Source organism: Verrucomicrobium spinosum DSM 4136 = JCM 18804 (assembly GCF_000172155.1).
Classification (GTDB): domain Bacteria; phylum Verrucomicrobiota; class Verrucomicrobiia; order Verrucomicrobiales; family Verrucomicrobiaceae; genus Verrucomicrobium; species Verrucomicrobium spinosum.
The window spans coordinates 741,520-760,029 of sequence record NZ_ABIZ01000001.1 but is presented as its reverse complement, the minus strand read 5'-3'; the positions used below and the strand labels follow the sequence as shown (position 1 = coordinate 760,029).

The following is an 18,510-nucleotide window of genomic DNA, read 5'->3' as shown; positions in this document are numbered from 1 at the left end:
ACTAGCACGCCATGCCGGAAAAGGCCAGCAAGAGTGACACTTTGCAGGAAATGCGTTTGCCAAGCGCATGTGATGCAGAGGCTTGCGGCTCCTCTTCCGCCGGGTTTTTCGGTCGGGTGCCTCCCCGGGCCACCCTGCCTGTAGCGCGGGCCGTTACTCATCCAGGTATTTGAAATAGACCACGCGGTACTTGATGGCCGCCTGCGGGGGGTTGTAGGCATCTTCCAGCGAGCTGGAGGTGTACTCCACCTTCCCGAGCGCGGAGGCGGTGTAAACGTCCATGCCCACTGGCTCCGGCCCGTCGTACTTGGGGTAACGCCCGGCCGTGTCCAGATCGAGGCGGTCACCATCTCCTGAGCGCTTGAGCGGTGGCGAGCCGGGCAGCTGGAAGAGGGTGTCCGTCATGCCATCGGCGGTACTCAGGCGGGCGGTCTGCTGCGCGGTCCTGTCCCAGGTGCCCACATTGCTGAGGTGGCCGTTGCCGGGCACGCCATCGCGCCCGGTCCAGACGTAGCGCTCGATCAGTGCATAGAACCGCTTCTCACCGAGCACGCGGTCGCCCGCCTCATAGACATCATGCTGGATGTTCCTCGAACTCTTCTGAAGCACCTGGGCCACCCCCCAGAGGCCAAAGGTGTTGGAGCGGGTGGTGAGCACGCCGGCCATGTTCCGCAGGAGGGACTCCCTGGCCCATGCGGTGGAGTTGCCCCCATCATACCCGGGCACTTCCGCAAGCTCGCCCACATAGTCGAAGACCTGGCTGTCTGTCTGGTAGGCGGTGATGTTGTCCACCAGGCTGGTGACCTCTGAGTCAGAGCGCAGGTACTTGAATACCGCCTCCAGCGGGAGATGCCGATCCGGGATGTTGAAGTGGTCGTTCCGCGGGTAGATGCGGGAGTTGAGGTTCACCTGGCCCGCGGTGCTGCCCATGTAGGAGGCGGTGGAAAAGCTGTCCGGCAGCTTCTTGTCGATCTTCCACTGGTCATGCGCCATGGGATAAGTGGCTCCGAAGAGGTCCAGCAGCAGCCAGTCTGGCGGCCCCTGAGCAGGGTCGGCCTTGTCCAGACTCAGCGTCCTCCACGGGGTCTTGGACTGCATGCCGGTGTGCAGCAGGGACCAGTAGCCGGGCGAGGAAACACGGCTGGTGGTGACGTACTCATCCGGACGATCGTAGTTGTACCCGGAGATCTTGGCCCCGTCAGGAGCGCGCTGGATGGAGCGGAACTTGCTCTTCTCACTGGAGTCCTCGGCTGGCTCCCCTGCATTGATCTTGCCGGGCGTGCCGATCTTGTTCTCCTTGCCCGGGCCGGTCATGACCCACTGGGCGGCATCTGAGCTAAGGTTCGGATCCGCGATCTGCCAGGACACCACCTTGGGCGTGCTTAGGTCTTTGAGATCCACGGTGAGGTCCACCTTCAATGTGTCATCCGGGGTCAATCCCAGCGGGATCATCTGGCGCGGACGGTTCTCGTTGGCCAGTGTGCCCTGGCCGGGACGCCAGCGGATGGAGACCTTGGCCGTGCCCGCGTTCACGGAGCTGTCGAAGATGACGGGATCCCAGATGTTCACCAGCTGGCCCGCGCTCAGGTCGGTGATCTTGTCATCCTTGCGGGCCGGAGCGTCGCTCTTGTTGGTGGGCGGGTTGTCATTGTCCACCCGCTGGAACTTGCCGATGGCAAACAGGGGGCTCTTCACCACCACGCGGTTGGGCACCGCGGTGCCGTCGAGCTTGGCACCCTTGGGGCCGATCAGCGTGTTCGCCTCGGGATAGGTGGCGAGCAGGTTCATGAACTTGTTTTGCCACTGGCGGTCGTTGCGGGGATCCGTGGCGGAGGTGGGGCCAAACTGCTGGCTGGCATTCTTCCCGCCGCCCTTGGCGGTGATTTCGAAGTAATCCATGCGGGTGGGGAACTCCTTCAGATCCAAGATGGGGCCAAAGGGCTGCATGTAATACTCGACCTCGTACCAGTACTTGATGTAACGGGAGTTCTCTGTCGTGGCCGCGTTGTTCTTCGGCGCGGGATCGGGGTTCGTGGCCTGCACAAAGAGGCGCAGCTCCGTGATGTGCGGGCCGGGGGTCTGCGGCAGCATGAGCACGACCTTGCCGGTGTCAGGATCTTTGACGCGCCAGTAGAAGCGCTCTGGCGCTGCTCCCGCCAGCTCTCCGGAGTTGGGGAAGAAGTTCACGCTCGTGGAGCGGGCGGCATAGGTGGAGCTAAACTGCGCCACGTTGTCACCCAGCTGCGTGGTGGCCATGCGGGCCTGCTGGAGGATGTTGAGGGCGATCTGGCAAGAGCCGAGGTAGCCGTACTTTTCGAGGAAACTATGATCATAGCCCGGCCACTTCCGGCCGAAGTACTCCATGAGCATCCGGATCTGGTTGCGGTTCACCATGTTGGCCTTGTCCGCAAGATAGCCATCAGGTCCGGCGACGTCCGTCCCGTTCACGCCGAAGAAGCCCATCAGGGAGTTCAGGTTCAGGATCTGGTCGCTCTTCAACTGGCCAGAGGCCAGGGTCCCGTCTTCCAGCGCCCCTTCCACGCCTTTGGGGGTGATGGTGCCGTTGCTGGAGTGGGGGTCATAGATGAAGGGAAGCTGGTAGCTGGGACCCGCCTCCAGGGAGAGCGGGATGTAGCTGGTGAAAAGCCGGGAGCGGCCAAAGGCGTTGAACTCCGGGCTGCGGTTGTAGAAGGTGAGGTTGAATTTATTTTCCTCGTACCAGGCCTTGGGATCGGGCACATCCGCATAGTCCATGATGGCCTCGGGGAAGCGGGCAAAGCCGTTCAGGAACGTCTGCGCCAGGAGCTTGTCGTGCATCAGCTTCGTGGGATCGGTGAACAGCACGTCTAGATTCACCGACTGCGGCTTGCCCAGGCCCCAGGTGCGGTTGCCATCACCTGAGGTGGTGTCATTCCCGCCCCGCAGAAAGATGGGCGGCATGAACCCGGCTTCAAGCTGCTTGGTGAAACGATTGTCCGCACCGGGAGCGGGCTTGCCAATCGCGGTGTTGAAGTTGATGCGCGCGGTTTCATCATCCAGCCAGAAGGCATACCGAGCGCTCAACCGGTTCTCCGGCCCTGCGGCAGAGGAGGGATCGCGCAACAGGTTGACCCATTTCACCCGCATCTCAGGCGGCGTGGTGCTGCCGGGGGCGGCGGGCACGATGGCGGGCGTGGTGCTGCCTGGCAGAGGCTTGTTGAGGTTCACAGACTCCGCATCACGCAGCACCCCGGTGGGTGGCTGCACGGTCACCTCCCCGGTGTGAAGGGGAACGTACCGCACCGGCTGGCCGGGCCGGATAAGGGTAAGGCGGCCAGGATTGGTCACCCAGTTCTCCGCAGGGGCCTGCGCCGGCCCCTCACTGAGACGCGCGGGGTCGGGGATGTTGTTTCTTAGAAGCTCAATGGCATGGCTCACGGCCCCCTGGGCCACCAGCTTGGTGCGCTGGGAGCTCTCATAAGCACCGGCGGCCTGGCGCTCGGTCTGCATGGTGGAAAGGAAGCCCACCACCAGGATGGTAAGCACTCCGACGATGAACAGGGTCATGATCAGCGCGGCACCGGATTCACGGCGACGGGCCTTCTGACGTGCTGGTTTTTTAGTTTCCATTGATGAGCTTGGCGCGGGTGGTGAAGGTGCGTGCGTTGTAGATGTTGAGGGCCCGGAGGTCTTCCTCAAACCGGTTGACCGATTTCTCCACATTGAGCACGCGGGTTTCGTAAACATTGGTCTGGACGGGCAGGGTGAGGCCACGGTCGAGCGTGGCGCTGTCCAGAGTGACGACCGTGATGTCCACGGAAGCGGGCACACGGTTGCCCTTCATGGTCTGCTCGGTCTGGCTCAGGTAGCTGAAGCTTTTTCCGTTGTCGAACTTGGTCGTGGTGGCCACCTGGAAGTAGGCGGCGGAGTTGTAGAGCAGCTCGGACCCGGGGTGATTCGGATCATCCTTCACCGTGGGGATGGGATTGCCCAGCAGATCCAGCGGCTGGATCCAGAAGGCCACGACGCCGTCCGCAGCGGTGGAGACCACCACGTCCTGATTGGTGGGATCCTCCTCATCAAAGGCCTTGGCATCCCAGTTCTGGAGGAACCAGTCCGCATTGATCGGGCTGGTGCGCAGGGAGGGATCTCGGGGGTTGGCGAGGTTGACGGATTTCGGGAAATAAGGTGAAGGGTCCCCGACTGTGGCGCTGCCCTTGGGGGGCAGGGTGGGCGCGATGAAGATGCGCTTGAGCCGGTGGAACTTGCGCGCCTCATCGCGATAGAGGTAATAACCGACGCAGCGCATGTCCCCGTTCGCGCCCAGCGGGGCCATCCAGAGGACGGCGGGTGAATTGGGGGCCACGTTGAGAGCCCCTCGTGTGCTCAAAAGTGAACCCTGGGCAATGACGAACTGGGTGCGGGTGTCCACCACGGCGGGCGTGATCTCCCGGCTCATGAGCTCCAGCGTGGTGCGGGCGCTCTGGAAGGTCTCCGTGCGGTTTTGACCTTCCCGCCAGGCGCGGTGGGCGGCGTCCGTGAAGGACGTCAGCACGATGAGGAGGATGGCCAGCAGCGAGACGGAGAGCAGCAGCTCAATGAGCGAGAAGCCGGAGGGGATCCGCTGGGCCGAGAGGGAGAACCGGGGCGCAATCCGCCCTGCCTGGCCGCCGCCAGGATGAGGATATGGAGACATGGCAGGTGGGGCTTAGTGCTCGATCTTCGGCTGGAACTGGGGGTCGATGACCTGCCAGTCCTGCCCGGCCAGGGAGGTGACACCGAAGGTCACCTCCGCCTTGGGATTGTCCTGCCCCACCGGATCGCCGTTGCCGTCCAGGGGCCAGGAAAGTTTCACACGCACGGCGTGCAGCTTGCTGGTGTTGGCCGGGGCGGGATGCCAGTCCGTGATCAACACCTCGGCACGGTAAGTGCGGCGGGTGCGGTAGCGCTCAAGGGTCGCCGGATCTGCGCCGTCTTCCGGCGAGGGCAGATACACGCCCAGATCATCAAAGTACGCCGGGCTGAAGGTGGCGGCCCCCGACTGGAGGCGCTGGCCCTGCAGACGGTTATAGATGTCTTCCAACACCGTCGCCACGACCGTGTGGTTCACCGCCTTGCGGGATACATCCAGGCCCACTGGCAGGATGCCCACCACGGAGACGAGCACGGTGGAGATGATGGCCACGCAGAGGACAATCTCGGTCAGAGTGAATCCGCGGCGGGCCGTCGTAGGAGGGACTGACTTCGCATTCATGGGCGATAGAGTCGGACACGGCCGGTCAACGTGTCCACATTGACCTGGGCCCAGTTCGCGGCCTCCCGGCCCTGATGGTAGAGGAGACTGCCGTCAGGATTCACTGAAGCAGGTGCCAGGACGAAAAGAGCATTCCGGCCGGTGCCGCCGGGAACCCGGGCGGTGCCAGAGGGAAGAAACTCGACGTAGCGCATCCTGGCATCCCCATCCGGCGTGGCGAAGCCGGGGTCACCCGTTGCTTCAATGACGTAATCACCTCGAACTGAGGCTCCGTCGGCCTGGGCGTAGGAGGAGGAGCGGATGTACTCCGGCAGCCCGGGCTCCACGGCCACGCCTTCCGGCAGCTTCTGCCACGCGGTGATCTGCACGTACTTCTGGGACTCGTCATTCCACTCCCACAGGCTGGCCTTGCGCAGCTGGGTGCTGCTGCCGTCGTTCACCTCATTGGCAACGGCAAAACGAACGACCGTGTGGCGGGCGATCGCCTCACTGCGGGCCAGGCTGATCAGGTTCGAGAACTCACGGGCGCTGGTGCTGAGGGAGGCCGCTGCCGTGGGCGACTGCATGGCAGGGATGGAGATACCGGACAAAACGGCCACCACGGAGATCACGGCCAGCATCTCCACCATGGTGTAGCCCCCGGCAAGGCGGCAGCGCAGCGATTTCCGGCTGCGGGTGGAGGTGGTGTCGGCACGAGGGGGAAGTTTGGAGAACATTACAGGGTTTCAGGTCGGCTCGACTTCCTTCTCTATTTTGAGATCGGTCAGTCGGGATGTTGAAGTGCCTTCCGTTGTCTGGATGGGCCAAACCACAAAGATGTTCGCGACATCAATGTACACTCAGTTAGTGTGAATTGAAAGTACTCACGCGGCCGGAGTTGTCCACTAAAAATGTGGGGTATTTATCCTACTGAGTTGGTAGGGATTGAGAGTATAAACATCGAAGATGCCCCTCAAGGTGGAGATGACCGCGTCTGGCAGGGCCACGAGACTGACGCGCCGGGGATCGGCTTCCACCTGTTCAACCATCGGCGATCTCTCGGCCAGCTCGGGTGGCATCCTCGTCAGCCTGGGGCACAAGCTGGGACTCTACAAAGCCCTGGCAGGCGCAGGCCCGCTCACCTCGCAAGAGCTGGCGGACCGGGCCGACTGCGCAGAGCGGTATGCGCGTGAGTGGCTGAACGCCCAGGTGGCCGGGGACTACGTGCAATACCACGCGGTGAGCAGCACCTATGAACTGAGCCCCGAGCAGGCGATGGTGCTGGCGGATGAGGACAGCCCGGTCTTCATGCCGCACGCTTGGAGCGTGCAGGCCTCCATGTGGTTCGATGAAGAAAAGGCCGCGCACGCTTTCCGCAGCGGCAATGGGGTGGGCTGGGGGGGAACACCGGGTTCGAGGCGGCACGAGCGACGGACTACCCTGACCGGAAATACGGCCTGATCTGCTTCTTCGACTGTCTGCACGACATGGGCGATCCCGTGGCTGCCGCGCAGTATGCCGCCAAGGTGCTGGTTCCAGACGGCACAGTACTCCTGGTGGAGCCCTTTGCCAATGACCAAACGGAGGACAACATCTCCCCTGTCGCAAGGCTCTACTACACCGGCTCCACCATGCTGTGCTGCCCCCATGCCGTGACCGCGGGCGGGCACATGGTGCTGGGAGCCCAGGCGGGTGAAGCGCGACTGGCAGAGGTGTTTCGCAAGGCGGGGTTCAGCCACTTCCGCTGCGCAGTGAAGACACCGTTCAATCTGGTGTTGGAGGCAAGGAGGTAACAGAACCGGTCCGAGGTGCCGAAGCCAGTCGTCGAAGGAGCACGCCCTCGGGCTACTCCTGTCAGCCCGGCTTCAAGCTGCCACGGTGCCGGCACGCCGCGAGTCGTCTTCAACCGGGTCCGGTGTGGAACGCCTGTCCTGAAGGAACTTCCCACACGCCAGCCAGCGGCTGGCACTGTTTGCCAAATCCTGGCTGGGGATATCCACGTGCTTGGTCAAGCAGTCTGCCAGCCAAAGCGACAAGGCGGTGCAAGCCAGCATCCCTGTCACGATGGCGGGGAGATTCGGAAGTCCCGCTTTCACCAGCACAGAGATCATCCAAAAGCCAACGGAGTGCTGTACCAGCACATGCACCACATACAGAGCAAAGGAACGCTCTCCCAACCAAACGAGCAACCGATGAGAAAGGACGCGGCTGACCGGCCTGGAGAATGCAGCAAGGATGACAAAGCACGCTGCCGCAAGAGGTGAGAGCAGAGGGTGAAAAACAGGAGCGAACAGGGAATGCGGTTTCCAGCCCCACAAACTGAAGCTGCCAAGCACGATTCCCATCCCAAAGATAAGGACCGACTGCCAGGCCGCCAAACCTCCACTTAACGCGTGGGGCCGGGCCGTACGGTTGTTCCTCCGCACCATCATCTCTGCCAATAAGAGGCCCAGCAAAAAATCCACCAGGAAAATGTGTGCCGTGTAGAAAGCAAACACCACCAACAAAGCTGCCCAGACCAACAAACGATGCCGCAAGGTTGCGGTGCCGGCGAGGATGGCAAACAGTACCAGAGAGCCCACCAGCTCAAGCGAGATCGTCCACAGGGGAGGATTATAGGAACTGCCCAGGAAAAGAGCCTCGACCACCCCTTTACCCAAGCCATGCTCACTGAGTGCGGTCGTCTCAGGAAGCGTGTCAAACTGCCCCAAGACGAAACGGTATTCCGGACCTGTGACTGTAAAATTCAGCGTGTGGAGGAGAAATCCAGCCAGCGTCGCGACGAACGCCAGCGGCATAAGGCGAAAGTAACGCTTCGTCATGGAGCGCCCCAGCTTTTCCGCCGAATACCGCGTGAGGTACGGAAGCGCCAGGACCAATCCACTCAGCACCCAGAAGATATGCACCATTAAAGGTCCGTCCAGCACCAAGGCCAGTGGCGTGTTGCGAAACAAAAACTCCAACGGAGTGCGATCCCATGTCCCCAACCGGGCTTCCCCTGACGTCCAGACGGGATCGAGAAAAACCTGTGCGTGACAGAGCAGCACCACGAATGCCGCCAGACCCCGCAATGAATCCAGCGCGAGAAGACGGCTCCCGCCAGGCACCACATCTTCGCCCGGACGGACCCGGGAAACAACATGCAGGATCCCCATCATCCCAAAGATCAACGCCAAACTGCCTGCGCTCCAGGCGATCCGTAACCAACGAGCGCCACTGTCCAAACCCAGCACCGTGCCATGGTCACCGGCGTTGAGAATCGCCATGGCCCTGGCATTGGCGTATAGCGAGGTTCCTTCTTTCAGGCAGAAAGCAGGTAGATGTGTGTTTGTCAGATGAGACAGATGATCCACCATGTGGACCCTTTCTCCATTGATCCATGCTGCAACTGGTAGATTCCATCTCGGAAGCAATGGTTGCTTCAACTTCGGCCGGGCAAAAAAATGCCCAGATGCCGGACTCAACCTGAAACTCTCCGCCTTGACACCCACCATGTCCTTCGGCTCTGCCAAGAGGGCGGCGCTCCAAGAAGCAAGACCGATCACGACAAATAAGGCGGTGCCGACAAGCCAGCATTTTACAGCAAGTCTCTGTTCCCTCCAGGAGAACGCCTTAAAAAAACGCCCCCAGGCAAGGACTCCCAGCTTCGCAGACCCAGTCGTTAAGACCGGGGGGGGAAACGGAGATCGGAGACTCTGGAAACATCACGCATCGAAGCACTATTCATGTCCACTGCAACATCGATCAACGCGACGAACTCGGAATCCCATTTTAATCCCCCCCCTACCCTGAACTCAGGCACTTCCCGCTGTGTTGCAACGATTTGAACAGGAAGACGTTATCACCTAATATTTCCATCGCGGAGCGATGGGAATTCATACATCGTGAAGCTCTTAGGCATTCTCACCGCAGTTTCATTTTCCTTTTTAGGACTTACCTGTAACCCGGTTCGAGGTGACGATGGTCACTTCTCACCCAAGACGTGTTTCTGATGCCCGAAATGGGTTCCAGGCGACTTGGCGGCCGCGCTGGAGGGCTTAGTGGAGAAGCTCAAGGCGGGCATCGAGGTGGCCGATGTGAGCTGCGGCCACGGCCACTCCACCCTGCTGATGGCCCGGGCGTTCCCCAAATCCCGCTTCCACGGCTATGATGTGCATGCCCCCTCCATCGAGGAGGCCCATGGCATGGCGGAAGCAGATGGCCTGGAAGGCAATGCACGGTTCGAGGCGGCACGAGCGACGGACTACCCTGACCGGAAATACGGCCTGATCTGCTTCTTCGACTGTCTGCACGACATGGGCGATCCCGTGGCTGCCGCGCAGTATGCCGCCAAGGTGCTGGCTCCAGACGGCACAGTACTCCTGGTGGAGCCCTTTGCCAATGACCGAACGGAGGACAACATCTCCCCTGTCGCAAGGCTCTACTACACCGGCTCCACCATGCTGTGCTGCCCCCATGCCGTGTCCGAGGGCGGGCACATCTGGTGTTGGAGGCAAGGAGGCAGGAGGGGCGGGCGGGGGCACGAGCCCCATGCACTTCATGACGTAGTCCGCGAGGCGGCAAGAGATACGAAGAGTCTCTTGCCGCCCGCTTACATCTGGCACCCTCTCCAAACACACCCGTGTCTTGGAGTGCGCGCGGCTCGACGCCGCTTTCGCGGCCCCGTTCAAGTTCCTCGAACCTTATAGAGCGAGCAGGGCGAGGAAACGCGATGGGACGCACGACTGATTTCGCCTAAAGGCGGTACTCCAACCCTGCTGACGCATGTTGCGAATACGAAACACATGCTGGAACCTGTGAACGAACTGAGTCTTGAGAAGTTCGATACCACACACCCAATGCAAAGCACTCCGCCCTCTGACGGCGCAGAACTCACCTTGCCCCTTGCTTCGGCATCTTCATCGGCTTCCCCACGGCGGCGTTGCAGACGGCGCATTCCTCCAGGCCGACGTAGGCGGGGGCTGCCTCGGCAACGCCAAAGTTGGGACCGTGCTCTTTGCGCTGGAAGGACTCCAGGGCCCTCATGCCCTCTTTGCGTTTCTCCTCCAGTTTCACCAGCAGGCTGGATCGCTCTTCATCCGTCAGGCGCAGCTTCTTCATCCTTGCCGCCATCCAGCGGTTCACGAGTTCATTGATGGCCTGCAGCCGTTGCACCGGGTCCTCGTCATGCAGCATCTCCTTTGACTGCTTGTCCAGCCCTAGCCCGAACGTGGAGATTGTCAGCTTCACGCCATAAAAGCGATCAGGCCGTGCCTGATAAGCCTGCAGCGCACAGACGGTGGCATTGCAGACCGGGCATGCATAGATGAAGTGGAAGTACGTCTGGCCTTCCTTCTTCATCAAGATCTGGGCCACATCCCCCTCAGAAAGCCCTGTTTCATAGAGCCCCTCCAGCACGCTGAAGAAGATGAACTGCGTCGTCTCATCCAGCAACTTCTCTGCGGGACTTTCGGCATGCGCTCGAACCGGTGCGAAAGCGAGGGCAAAAAGGCAGAGCAAGATCGGAAATAAGCCATTCATGCCGCCATCCTAGTCCTCCCGCCCGAGGTCGGGAACCCGTAAATTGTAAGGAAAATGTCTGCCCTGTGGCGGAAAAACGAAGACGCTCCAGGGGTTGCCACCTGGAGCGTCAGAAACCTTCGGAAAGGCCCTTACCATGCCAGATCAGTCTGCCTGCCCCCAGACACGCGGAGTCTTGAACCCCTTGGGGGCCGGGCCGCTCTTGGGCGCGATGGCTTCTGCGGCGAGCTTGTCATAGCGGGCGCGCAGTTCCTGCACCTTCTCCGGGTTGGCCTCGGCAAGGTTGTTCTTCTCACCCACGTCACTGGCCAGGTTGAAGAGCTCCACGCCTTGGGCGGGTTGTTCGCGCCCCTTCTTGCCTTTGCCCTTGGCAGCGTCGCCGGGGCCGTCTTCGTCATCGCGATTCGCACCGCCGATGACGAGCTTCCAGTCGCCGGAGCGGATGGCCCCGCCGCTGGGCGTGGTGTTGATGAGGATGGTGTCATGAGGAGACGCGGCCCCTTCCGCGACCGTGGCCCAGACATCCCTGCCATCCAGCGGCAGAGGTTGTTTCAAAGAGGCCCCGGCGAGGCCGAGCAGGGTCGGGAACCAGTCGGCAATGTGGATGGGCGCCTGAACGGAGGTGCCGGGTTTGATCTTGCCCGGCCAGGTGGCGAAGGCGCAGACGCGCACGCCGCCCTCATACACTGTGCCCTTGCCCGCACGCAGGGGACCGTTGCTGGTGAGCTGCTTCGGATTCGGCCCGCCGTTGTCGCTGGAGAAGATGAAAAGCGTGTTTTCCACGAGCTTCTCATCCCGCACCGCCTGCACAATCCTGCCCACCGCCGCGTCCAGCGCGGTCACCATGCCCGCGTAGGTCTTGCGTTTGCCCTCGAACTGCGTGTAGGGGGTCTCATACTCGACCGGCACCTGATGGGGGGAGTGCACGCCGTTGAAAGGCACGTAGAGGAAGAGCGGCCGGGACTTGTCGCGCTCGCGCACGCGGCGGGCGGCTTCCTTGCCAACGAGCTCGGTGGAGTAGCCTTCGTCGTGATTCTCCTGGTCATTGCGATGCCAGTCGAACCCGCCATGGCGGATGTGGGTGTAGTAGTCCAGCATGCCGTTGTAGTGGCCATACTGGTGATCAAAGCCCCTCTTGGTGGGCAGATAGGCGGGCTGGAAGTGGCCGAGGTGCCACTTGCCAGTGATGGCGGTTTCATAGCCTGCTTCTTTCAGCGCTTGAGGCAGGGTTCGCTCCTCCAACGGCAGACCATACTCCGCCCAGGGGCGCACCACGCCGGTCTGGAATCCGTAGCGGAAAGGGTAGCGGCCCGTCAGCAGAGCGGCGCGGGTGGGAGAGCACACGGGCTGCACATAGAACTGGTCCAGCGTGGCACCGGCACGGGCGAGCTCATCCAGATGTGGGGTCTTGATCTCACTGCCGCGCCAGCCCACGTCATGGGAGCCCAGATCATCGGCCAGGATGAAGACAATATTCGGGCGGGGAGCCTCGGCGGCAGAGACCTCGCTGGCGGCAATGGCCAGCAACAACAGGGAAACGATACGATGGAGCATGTTGCGCAATTGGGGAGTGGGAGGGAGAGGGAGACGTGGCTGGGAAACGAAGAAGAAGCGCGCTTCTTCACACAGAATCATGCCGGGGACGACGACGGCGCAGCACCAGCATGGACAAGGCGGCCACCAGCAGCACTCCACGCGAGGGCTCGGGAGCAAGCGTGACAAAGACCATTCCCTGACTGGAGAACAGGCTGGTGTCCCACGTGAGGGAGCTGTCTGAGAGCTGCGGCAGCACGAAGGTGGGTGTCGCAGAGGAAAATGCGGCGAGCCCGTTCCAGTCCACGAGGTTGAACACATCCCCCGCGGCAAACGTAGCGCCATCCGTGGGTACGATGACGATGGACTTGGTGCCGCTGGTGGTGGCGGCGAAAGTGCCCGTTATTTCCAAGTGATCGTGTTGAAAGCCGGACTGGTTGACCGGGCCTGACAGCTCAGCCGCGTAGTCAGTGGCCAGCCCTGACAAAGCTGTGGCATAGCCCTCCGATGTGGGATTCGCCAATGCCGCCACATGCACCGTGGCCGCCTGCACCTGGAAGGTGAGCGTGCCGCTCTCAAACAGCACGTCGCCATTCACCCAGAGCGTGCCCAGCTTGCCGCCAGCGTCAAAGGAGGACTCTGCACCGGCGAGCACGGGATCTCCCGGCCGCACTTCCCCACCCTTCAGGGCAAGCCCTGTCTTGATGACCCCGGTGCCACTGACCACGCCCCCGGTCGTGACGGTGGTGCGCCCAGTGCCGGTGGTGCCCGCAGTGAGAGCCTGGCCCAGGCTGCTGCCATTGCCGCCGGAGCCGACCTGGAGCACGCCCTGCTGCACGGTGGTGGTGCCGCGATAGGTGTTCTGCCCGGTGAGCCGCCAGGTGGCGGCGCCGGTCTTCAGCACATTCACCGTGGCCTGCACCGCGGGGTTGTCGGAAATCACTCCACTGACCTGATTCTGCACGGAGGCTGCCGCAGCGCCACCCAGGGTCAGTGTCTTGGTCCCGGTCTGCGAAATCATCACCTGCCCGGACCAGTCCAGCGCGCCCGTCTTCTCAGCCTGCAACACCCCGCCGCCGGATTCGCCGTTCAACAGCAGCTTGCGGTTCGAGGACACATCATCCGTTCCCTCGTAGCTGAAGGTGCCGGTCGTAGCGGCGGCCCCCAGCACGAGAGCATTCTCTTCACCGGAGGTGATGCCCAGAGCTTCGAGGTCGTTCAACACCAGCTTGCCATCCCAGATCTCCGTGCGGCCCGTGTAGCTGTTGTCGGACAGGAGCTTCAAAGTGCCAGCACCCGTCTTGGTCAACCGGGAGCCGCTCACGGTGCCATCCGTGAGGGTGGAGGTCGCCTCCAGCACGTTGGCAGCATCCGTCGCGGCGCTGAAGGCCACGTCCACCGTCCGGTTGCCGTTAAGGGCCACCGTGCCATTTTGAATCAGAGCAGCATCTTTCCCCTCGGCGAAAGCGGCGATGTTTCCATTCAGATTCAGGAGATTGCCCTCCCCCACATCGAGCAAGGTTTTAACGGCCGTCCCACCGAGGATCAATCCATTCACGCCATGCACCGCCCCCGTGCCGGTGAAGCGCAGGGTGCCTTCGGTGACACGTGTGATGCCCGTGTAATTCAGGGCGTTGGTGGTGGAGGACAGGTTCAGAACACCCGTGCCCATCTTGATAAAGCGACCGCTCCCACCGCCACCGATCGCGTTGGCAAATGTGACCATGAATGCCTGGGTGTCGAAGATCGCATCGCCCAGAAACAAGGTGCTGCGGGTGGAGGCATCGAATGCCGTTGCCGCGCTCGCGTACTTGAGTTTGCCGCCGTTGAAGATCAGCGAGCCGCCAACCCCCAAGGCATCCCCATGACTGATCAGGATCGTGCCTTCATTGAAGTAGGTGCTGCCAGTGTAGGTGTTCGCGACATTCAGTTCGACCGTACCCGCTCCGGCCTTCACCACGGAGACAACGCCGCCTGCTGCATTGTCGCCCACCACGGCCCCTACGCGGAGATTGGCCCCGGTGATTCTTACAAACAGTTCGGCCGCCGCCGCCGTGTTTCCCGCCGTCAATTTGCCGGTACCCGAGATGATGCTGATGCTGGAGCCTGTGCCATCCACCGTGCCGCCGGACTTGATCAAGCCGCCGCTGGCTGTGGCCAGGGTATTAGCTCCCAGATTCACGTCGATCCCCGCCACGAGGTTCAATGAGGCAACGTCATAGGAGGTGCTGAGCGTCTGGTCGGCTGAGGGCTTGGCGTGGACGGTGGAATTCCAGCCCGTGGCGGCGGTGGTGAGATAATCCGAGCCGCTCATGGCGATGATGCCGGTGCCGGTGACGTACTTCACAAATTCGTTACCGCTCGTGGCCCAGCCCCCCAGAAAGCCGTCAGCGACACCGCTGATGAAGACCACTTTGTTCTGGGTTGTGCCCAGGCTGCCGCCGCCGAAGTTTAACGTGGCACCAGCAGCGCGGGTGCCGAAGCTGGCAAAGGTGAACGTGGAGGTGTTGGCCGCATCCGCAGGCTGCGTGGTGAGCACGCTCGCTCCGGTGGTGAGATTCAAGGTGCCCACAGTTTCACTGTAGTTCAACCCGGCCGTATTGTTGGAAGCATACGTAAACGCACCGCCGGCCAAGGTGATCACCGCAGCATCGTTGACGCGGTTGCCACTGTTGTTGCTGGCATTGCCGTTGTTGATGCGGAAGGTGCCGCCCTGCTTCACCGTGATGGTGGTGGTGCCACTGAGGGTGCCGCCAGTGCTCGAATTTCCGGTCTGGTTCACATAGAGGATGCCCTCCTCCACGATCGTCTCTCCGGTGTAGGCGTTGGCACCTCCGAGGATCAAGGTTCCGCCCCCTTTTTTGGTCAACGCAAGCGCGCCGGTCGATCCGTTGTTGAGGTTGCCAGTGAAGGTGCCGCCGCCATTGACGGTAAGCGTGCTGGCAGTGGCGGCGTTGTTGTTGACCGTGCCGCCTCCATCCAACGAGGCGACGGTCGCATTGTAGCCATTCAGTCGAAGTGTGCCACCCAGCATGTTGAGCGAGTTGACTCCTGACTTGTTCAGGGCCTCGCTGGTCCTCAATTCCACCGTGCCGTTCATCACAGTCAATCCACCGGTGAAAGTGTTGTCTCCACCCAACGCGAGAATCTTGGTGCCGCTGCCGGTGCCGTTGTAGAGCACGCCGGAATCCCCGGCCAGAACGCTGCTGATGGTGGCGGTGAGGTTGCCGCCGCTCGCCAGATGCACGATGCCCTGAGTGTAGGAGGCGAGATCCACCACACCTGCCGTGAAGGCTCCATTGGCGGAGAAGAGCAGACCGCCGCTGTCAATGCCCAGGGTCACGCCTGTGCCCAGAGTGACCGCACCCGTGTTGTTCGCCGCCCAGGAGTTCACGCGCACTGAGTTCGACAGCGTCAAGGCACCGGCAGCGGATTTCACGGCATTCACCCCTGCCGTCAGGGAGGTGGCCGTGACCAGGGTGTACTCGCTGGAGTTCAGCAGACGCAGGCCGTTCGTGGAGTCATAGGTGAGGAATCCGGTGCCCGTTCCCGTGGTGGATGAATCTCCCACCAGCCAGGTCAAAATGCCGCCTGTAGTGCCGAAGAGATTGAGCGGTTCGCTGACATAAATTCTCACAGCCCCCGCCGTTCCCGCACTCTGCCCCAGGCCGTCTGCGCGGATCAACCCCAAGGCGTCCCCGCTCCGGGTGAGAGAGCCCAGTCTCAGTTCATACTCATCGCCAGCGCCCGCCTTTAGGGATACATATGAGCGGGCCTGGCCGGCAATGACCAGCCCACCGACGGTTTCCACCTGCACGGTCTGGGTCGCGAAATCGGAGCCATTGAAGTTGAGGTTGGTCACATCGTTGTTGCCTCCGGCCGTGAGTGTGATGATGGCTGCATCTCCCACGCGGTTCACCGCCACGGTGTCGGTATTGGAACCAAAGGTGAGTGTGGTGCCAGCCGCCACCGTCGCGGCAGAACTGGAGGCGATGGAACCACCGCCTGAAATCTGCAGCGTCCCGGCCGTCACGTTGGTGACCCCGGTGTAGGTGTTGCTGCCAGAGAGGAGGATCGTCCCTGCAGAAGTCTTGTTAACGCCGGAGGAAGCCGTGCCGTCCGCGATGACCGATCGAATCTCCAGATCGATCAGCGCGGCGATGTTCTGCGCGGAGAGGTTGCGCGTGCCATTGAGCGTGATGGTCCCGCCCTGAATGAGCGCTGTGAGGGGCGTGTTGGCATTCAGGAAATTAATCGCGCCTGCCAGATTATAGACGGTGCCCGTGCCCAGGGTGACGGTGGAGGACAGCCCTGCCACGCCACCCAGATTCAGCGTCGTCCCGCTGATGGACAGGCCGTCGCCAATCACCAGCGTGCCGGAGCTGACCAGATACGGACCGGAGGGAGCAGAGGCGTTGTTCAGATACAGCGTGCCTGCGCCAGACTTGGCGAGTCCCGCCGTGCCGGAGAGAGCGACGTTGGAGATCAAGGTGGCTCCCGGAGCGACATAAATCTGCGCCTGCACGGCACCGAAACCCAGGGCCGCATCCGTGCCCTGCGCCAGCGTGATGGGGCCGCCTTCTTCAATGGTGATGCCGGATAGCAGCAGCGCGCCATTTACCGTGATTTCATAGCTGCCAGTCGCGTCTGTCCCTGCGGAAAAGACGGCCGTATCGGCACCGGTGTTGGCCCACACGCCAGGCAGTGTGACATCTCCTGTAGCGGTGGCATTCCAGTTCTGCGTGGTCAGGTCCCACACGCCAGTGGGTGTCGCGGAGCCGCTGCCTGCGACATCTCCATTGAGATCCCAATACAAGGGGGCCGCAAAGGATCGGGAGGTCCCCGCCAGCAACAAAGCGAGCAGCAGGGGCATGATCAAGGGAGCTCCGGCACCAGCAGGTGGGCGTCGGGACTGAAGGATAGAGGATATGGGAAAGAACATTAAATTACTCGCAGAAGCAGGGTTGGTCCTGGCACAGAGGCATGCAGGCTCATCCGCACCGCCCCGCAGTGGGGCAGGCGTTCAAAAGGTGGTTGATGAGATGGGACGGCGATTCAGCGCAGACCGTCAGCAGCAGTCTCTGCCCCGCGGGACCGGTATGCGGATGGGGCGGGGTCTGTATGGATCAAGCAGGAGCACGGACATGGGAACGGGACCGTCACGAGACGGTGGAGACCTGACAGGCTTCCCAGGTGGGATCGGGCAGGAAGTTTGAAACGAGAACCTTCCTTCGTGCGGATCGGCCAAATGCTCCGAGATCGGATGCATTCACACTGGTTTAGTGTGGATTGAAGGTAGCCACCGAGGGGAATTTGTCCAATGGAAATTTTTCTGGGCGGGTGCGACGGTTTGCACAAGGGTCGAGGTCACGCTGGTTGTTCAACCGTTCACCCAGCCAAAACAGCAAGGGACCGGGTGGTTGGCTCAGAGGGGAGGTTACAGTTCGTCGATTTCGTTCTTTTCGTGCATTTCGTACTTCGTTAAGAGAAGATCCGCTCCTGCGGTGCCCGGAATGCCCGCCTCATTCCGAAGTTGCCCCCTCCTCGGGAAGCAGATGTCTGGAGTGTTTGGTTCTGTCGCGCCTCGCGGCCATAGAGCAGCCCTTGGGCACTTGGCAGCACTCCATGGGGAAACACCGCATACCGGGGAGTTAGCGCCTCCTCACGTCGTCAACTACGACCGACGTTGTTGGCCACACGGCAGAGGGTTTCCTCAAAGACCTTCTGCCTCCGCACACACCCCGATGGCCCACGCCTCTGCTCTCACCCACTGGTGTTTGCTCGCTCACCACCCAGCGCCCCTGTAGTTGTCAACGTGAGGGGGCACTAGCTGATGCGTCTGCAAGCCTCGCCTGCTGGCCGAGGTCACCCAGTTTCGACAGACTCTGGTCCGCCACACGCGCGCGCGCAGGATGCGGAGTTTGTCGAGAGGCACCCTCTCCGACCAGGACGCCGCCAGCGGGTCGGTCTGTTGTCCTCGACTTCTCCCATCATCCCCCTTCGCTCCCGCGCCGACGGGGACCCTCGGACTACGCCCGCTGCGTCGCCTCGGGTGTAGGCCGGATGTGCCATCCGGCTCAGTCGCCGCAGGAACGCACGCGTCCAAATCACCAATCTCCTTCGCCTCAGGGGCCTCGCTGCCCAGGTCGCGTCGGTTCGTCGATTTCGTTCTTTTCGTGCATTTCGTACTTCGTTAAGAGAAGATCCGCTCCTGCGGTGCCTGGAATGCCCGCCTCATTCCGAAG

Annotated in this window: 9 protein-coding genes and 1 pseudogene; 2 read left to right on the top strand and 8 right to left on the bottom strand. The window is 61.8% G+C overall.

Annotation, left to right across the window (positions count from 1 at the left end):
• Positions 1–153: 153 nt before the first annotated feature.
• From VSP_RS02885 to VSP_RS33590, 4 genes are read right to left on the bottom strand one after another with little or no spacing between them, the layout of a single operon-like run.
• Complete coding sequence (locus VSP_RS02885) at positions 154–3,609, bottom strand: hypothetical protein (RefSeq protein WP_009958612.1); 3,456 nt, start codon at positions 3,607–3,609, stop codon at positions 154–156.
• A complete protein-coding gene (locus VSP_RS02880) occupies positions 3,599–4,675 on the bottom strand; it encodes a PulJ/GspJ family protein (protein WP_009958611.1) in 1,077 nt (358 codons plus the stop codon). Before VSP_RS02880 ends, VSP_RS02885 begins: the two co-directional genes overlap by 11 nt.
• Positions 4,676–4,687: 12 nt before the next feature.
• Positions 4,688–5,233, bottom strand: coding sequence for a prepilin-type N-terminal cleavage/methylation domain-containing protein (locus tag VSP_RS02875; protein WP_009958610.1), 546 nt, complete (start codon positions 5,231–5,233; stop codon positions 4,688–4,690).
• The gene (locus VSP_RS33590; protein ID WP_009958609.1) at positions 5,230–5,949 is read right to left on the bottom strand and encodes a GspH/FimT family pseudopilin; all 720 of its coding nucleotides are present in this window, start codon (positions 5,947–5,949) and stop codon (positions 5,230–5,232) included. The genes VSP_RS02875 and VSP_RS33590 overlap by 4 nt, the downstream gene beginning before the upstream one ends.
• 247 nt (positions 5,950–6,196) lie before the next feature.
• On the opposite strand from VSP_RS33590, the pseudogene VSP_RS43785 reads away from it, so the two are divergent.
• A pseudogene (locus tag VSP_RS43785) lies at positions 6,197–7,005 on the top strand (class I SAM-dependent methyltransferase).
• A gap of 72 nt (positions 7,006–7,077) precedes the next feature.
• On the opposite strand, the gene VSP_RS02860 reads toward VSP_RS43785, so the two are convergent.
• Entirely contained in the window at positions 7,078–8,478 is a 1,401-nt protein-coding gene (locus VSP_RS02860; protein ID WP_157210703.1) for an acyltransferase family protein, read from the bottom strand.
• Positions 8,479–9,228: 750 nt separating this feature from the next.
• Between VSP_RS02860 and VSP_RS33580 the strand changes: the two genes are divergently transcribed.
• Entirely contained in the window at positions 9,229–9,900 is a 672-nt protein-coding gene (locus tag VSP_RS33580; RefSeq protein WP_009958601.1) for a class I SAM-dependent methyltransferase, read from the top strand.
• A gap of 184 nt (positions 9,901–10,084) precedes the next feature.
• Here VSP_RS33580 and VSP_RS02850 read toward each other — a convergent pair whose 3' ends face one another.
• The 3 genes from VSP_RS02850 to VSP_RS02840 form a co-directional block, all read right to left on the bottom strand.
• A complete protein-coding gene (locus tag VSP_RS02850) occupies positions 10,085–10,732 on the bottom strand; it encodes a hypothetical protein (RefSeq protein ID WP_029190132.1) in 648 nt (215 codons plus the stop codon).
• A gap of 144 nt (positions 10,733–10,876) precedes the next feature.
• Positions 10,877–12,286: an arylsulfatase B gene (locus VSP_RS02845; RefSeq protein ID WP_029190131.1), complete on the bottom strand. Its 1,410-nt coding sequence runs from the start codon at positions 12,284–12,286 to the stop codon at positions 10,877–10,879.
• A gap of 67 nt (positions 12,287–12,353) precedes the next feature.
• A complete protein-coding gene (locus VSP_RS02840) occupies positions 12,354–17,138 on the bottom strand; it encodes a beta strand repeat-containing protein (protein ID WP_009958598.1) in 4,785 nt (1,594 codons plus the stop codon).
• Positions 17,139–18,510 lie beyond the last annotated feature (1,372 nt).